We start from the raw sequence: 3,341 nt of genomic DNA on the forward strand, positions 1-3,341 counted from the left end.
CCCCCTCCGGGTCCAGCGCCCACGCCCCCGGTGGAGGCCGCCCCGGCGCCCGCGACGGACGACTCCGCCCTCCTGCGGGGCCTTCTGGGGGCGGTGCGGCCCGCGCCGGAGGAGATTCGGGCCATCGCCATCGAAGACCTGGCGCTGCTGGGAGATGCCCGCGCCCTGGACGCGCTGGCCACGCTCCTGTGGGACCCCAACCCCCGCATCCAGCAGGCGGCGTTGAGGGCCGTCACGCTGTTCCAGCACGCCCGCGCGGAGGAGATTCTCGCCAATGTGGTGCGCCACCCCCGGCTGCCGGACGCGCTGAAAATCCAGGCGCTCAACGGGCTCGTCTTCCAGCGCACGCCCACCGCGCGCCGGGCCGTCCAGGACGCCGCTGTCGACTCGCGGCTCACCGCGGGGGTGCAGAACGCCGCGCGCGCCGTCGTGTCTCAGTGGGACGCGACGCGCCGCTGACGCCCGCCCGCCGGGCAACCATGCGGGCACCACCCGCCAGCGCCGGCGCCCAGGTCAAGGGCCGATTCCTGGAGATGTGACGCCCCTGCGCTACACTGCGGCGTCATGAAAATCACTCCGCTCGACATCCGGCAGAAGCGGTTCGAAACGGCCCTGCGCGGCTTCTCTCGCCGTGAAGTGGAGGCCTACCTCGAGCTCATCGCCGGTGAATTCGAGGAGGTGGTGAAGGAGAACATCGCGCTCAAGGAGGAAGTGAAGCGCACCCAGTTCAAGGTGGAGCAACACCAGGAACGGGAGCGCACCCTCCAGGAGACCATGGTCACCGCTCAGCGCATCAGCGAGGACCTGAAGGACGCCGCGAAGAAGGAAGCGGAGATCATCATCGCGGACGCAGAGCATCAGGCGGAGAAGATCGTCCACGGCGCCCACCAGCGGCTGGTGCAGGTGGTGGAGGACATCAACGAGCTGAAGCGCCAGCGCACCCAATTCGAGTCGCAGGTCCGCTCCGTGTTGGATGCCCACCAGAAGCTGCTGGAGACCTTCAAGAGCCCCACGTTCGCGGACCGCGACTACGCGCGCGTCGAGGACAACGTGGCGTATCTGTCCCAGAAGAAGGCCAACGGCGACTCCTGACGCACCGCGCCGCGCGGTGAGGTTGCTGCAACCTGGGGCGAGGCTGTTATGTCAGTGGGAACGTGAGGCCGCCGCACATGCGCCACCTGCTTGTCCTGCTCCTGCTGCTCGCCGCCCCCGGGGCCTGGGCCCAGGAACCGGGCGGCCCTCATGGCACCCACGCCCATGACGTCGTGACGGACGCCGCGCTGGTGCCCCTGACGCGTCCGCCCCAGGTCAGCGGGGACGTGACGACGAAGCGCTTCCGCATCCTCCACACCGCCGCCGCCACCGCGGCCGCGCACGAGCTGTCCCGGCAGATTGAAGGAGTCCGAGACCGGTTCGGCACCATCCTGGGCAAGGACTGGCCGGGCGTCACCGAGATTCGCCTGGGCGTGGGCCGCAAGGAGTTCGAGGCCCTGGCCCTGCCCGGCGGAAAGCCCCCAGGGTGGGCCGTGGCGCTGGCGTACCCCGCCCATCAAATCATCCTGCTGGACGCGCTCAGCCTCCATGAGCCGGAGGGCCAGCAGACGCTCCGGCATGAGCTGGCGCACGTGGCCCTGGGGCAGTTGGCGCCGTCCTGGCCCCGCTGGTTCCAGGAAGGCGTCGCGCAGTACGTCACCGGGGAGCGCTACTCCCTGACGCACTACTCCGCCCTCTTCCGGGCCGTCACGCAGGAGCGCGTGTTCCACTTCGAGCACCTCGACCGGGCCTGGCCGGACGTGCCGTCGGACGTGGAAATCGCCTACGCGCAGAGCGCCGCCTTCGTCGCGCACCTGTCGGCGAAGTTCGGCCCCCAGGCCATGGCCGCGCTCGTGGACGGCGTGGCGCGCGGCGAGCCCTTCGAGACGGCCTTCGGCAAGGCCTTCCGCACCTCGCTGTTGGTGGAGGAGACCGACTGGCGAGAGGGCCTGGCCGCGCGCTACGGCTGGCTCCCACTCACCACCAGCTCCGCGCTCGTCTGGCTGAGCGCGTCGTTCCTCTGCGTGGCCGCCTATGCCCGCCGCCGCCAGCAGCGCGCCGCGAAGCTGGCGGAGATGGCGGCCCAGGATGCCGCGGAGGACGCCGCGCTGCGGCTGCTGGCCGCCCAGGCCGCGCAGGCCCAGGCGCAGGGCACCGCCGTCAGTGCCGGGGACTCCACCTGGCCGGACTGGCCCGCGGGCTCGCAGGGGACGGAAGCCCACCTGGAGGCCCAGGACGGCGAGGCGCCCGCGGACAGCGCCGTCAGCGACCTTCCGGGGGAGCTGGACGACGAGGGCGCCCCCGGCGGCCGGCCGCCGAAGCCCACCCTCCACTGAGCGCCGCCCTTCCCGTCCTGCCATGACTACAGGGCGGGGCCTGTAGTTTCTACGGGCGTGCTGCTCCTCTGCCTGCCCATCCCTTCAAGGCAAATGGCTGATTTCACTGGGGAGACTTACCCCAGGGGTGTTGGCCGATGGATTGCTTTGGCTTCCGTACGCGATGCGGAAGGCACTGGACATGAGCGAGCGTGGACGTAAGGCAGCCGTGCTGGCGCGGTTCTTCCGTCAGCAGCCGGATCGAATCTCCGCGCTGTGGCGACGGATGGTGCTGGCGGCGCCCGATTCGGACGCGTCGCGGGGCGCCCCCACCCAGTTGGACAACCTGGTGGAGCCCTTCATCCGCGAGCTGGGCCGGACGCTCGCGGGCGAGGAGTCCAGCCCCTGGAGCCGCACGCGCGCGGTGCTGCGCTTGTCGGCGCACCGGGGCGCCCGCTCGCTCTATGACGAATTCGCGGCGCTGCGGCGCTGCCTGGTGGATGCCTCCGAGGTGCTCGGTGGCGGGGATTGGGAGCGCGAGCGCATCAACCGCGCCGTGGACGAAGCCGTGGACTCCGCGGTGGCGCTCCTCCAACGGATGAAGGACCCGCGAGCGGATGGCCCGCGGGTGCCCTTCGGTGGGCTGGTCGTCGAGTACTTCGAGCGTCCTTCCCGGACGCGGCACGTGTCCCCGGACACGGGAGATGGACGTACGGCAATGCACTGAGGGCGTGTAGGGGTTGGCCGGCCCGTTCGACTTGACGTGCCCGGAAGCGGGCGTGTCCGAGACCGGCGGGAGGGAGTGTGCCTGGGTGGGGGCCCATGGCGCGCTTTGTGGGAAGGCGTGCTCCCGCTGGGGAGTGGTGAGCGCGCACCGCGAGCCGCTGGCAAGACGCGTGGATGGGGGTCCACGCGACTCGCCGGTCGGACGGGTCGGCGCATTTGTCGCAGTGTGCAGCAGCGGCTGTGGGGGCCGCGGGTGGAGCACGCGGG

At 71.2% G+C, this 3,341-nt stretch carries 4 protein-coding genes; all 4 read left to right on the forward strand.

From position 1 onward, the window contains the following. The coding region (locus HNV26_RS37090) for a HEAT repeat domain-containing protein (protein ID WP_253817400.1) at positions 1 to 459 on the forward strand (459 nt) is incomplete at its 5' end. 105 nt (positions 460 to 564) lie between these two features. Further along, positions 565 to 1,092, forward strand: coding sequence for a DivIVA domain-containing protein (locus HNV26_RS37095; RefSeq protein ID WP_011553162.1), 528 nt, complete (start codon positions 565 to 567; stop codon positions 1,090 to 1,092). 77 nt (positions 1,093 to 1,169) lie between these two features. Then, positions 1,170 to 2,369 (forward strand): peptidase MA family metallohydrolase, encoded by a 1,200-nt coding sequence (locus tag HNV26_RS37100; protein WP_171445191.1) that lies wholly within the window; start codon positions 1,170 to 1,172, stop codon positions 2,367 to 2,369. A 163-nt stretch (positions 2,370 to 2,532) separates the two neighbouring features. Then, positions 2,533 to 3,075 carry a hypothetical protein gene (locus HNV26_RS37105; protein ID WP_171445192.1) on the forward strand — a complete coding sequence of 181 codons (543 nt, stop codon included), beginning with the start codon at positions 2,533 to 2,535 and terminating at the stop codon, positions 3,073 to 3,075. Positions 3,076 to 3,341 lie beyond the last annotated feature (266 nt).

Source organism: Myxococcus xanthus (genome assembly GCF_013116825.1).
Lineage (GTDB): Bacteria > Myxococcota > Myxococcia > Myxococcales > Myxococcaceae > Myxococcus > Myxococcus xanthus_B.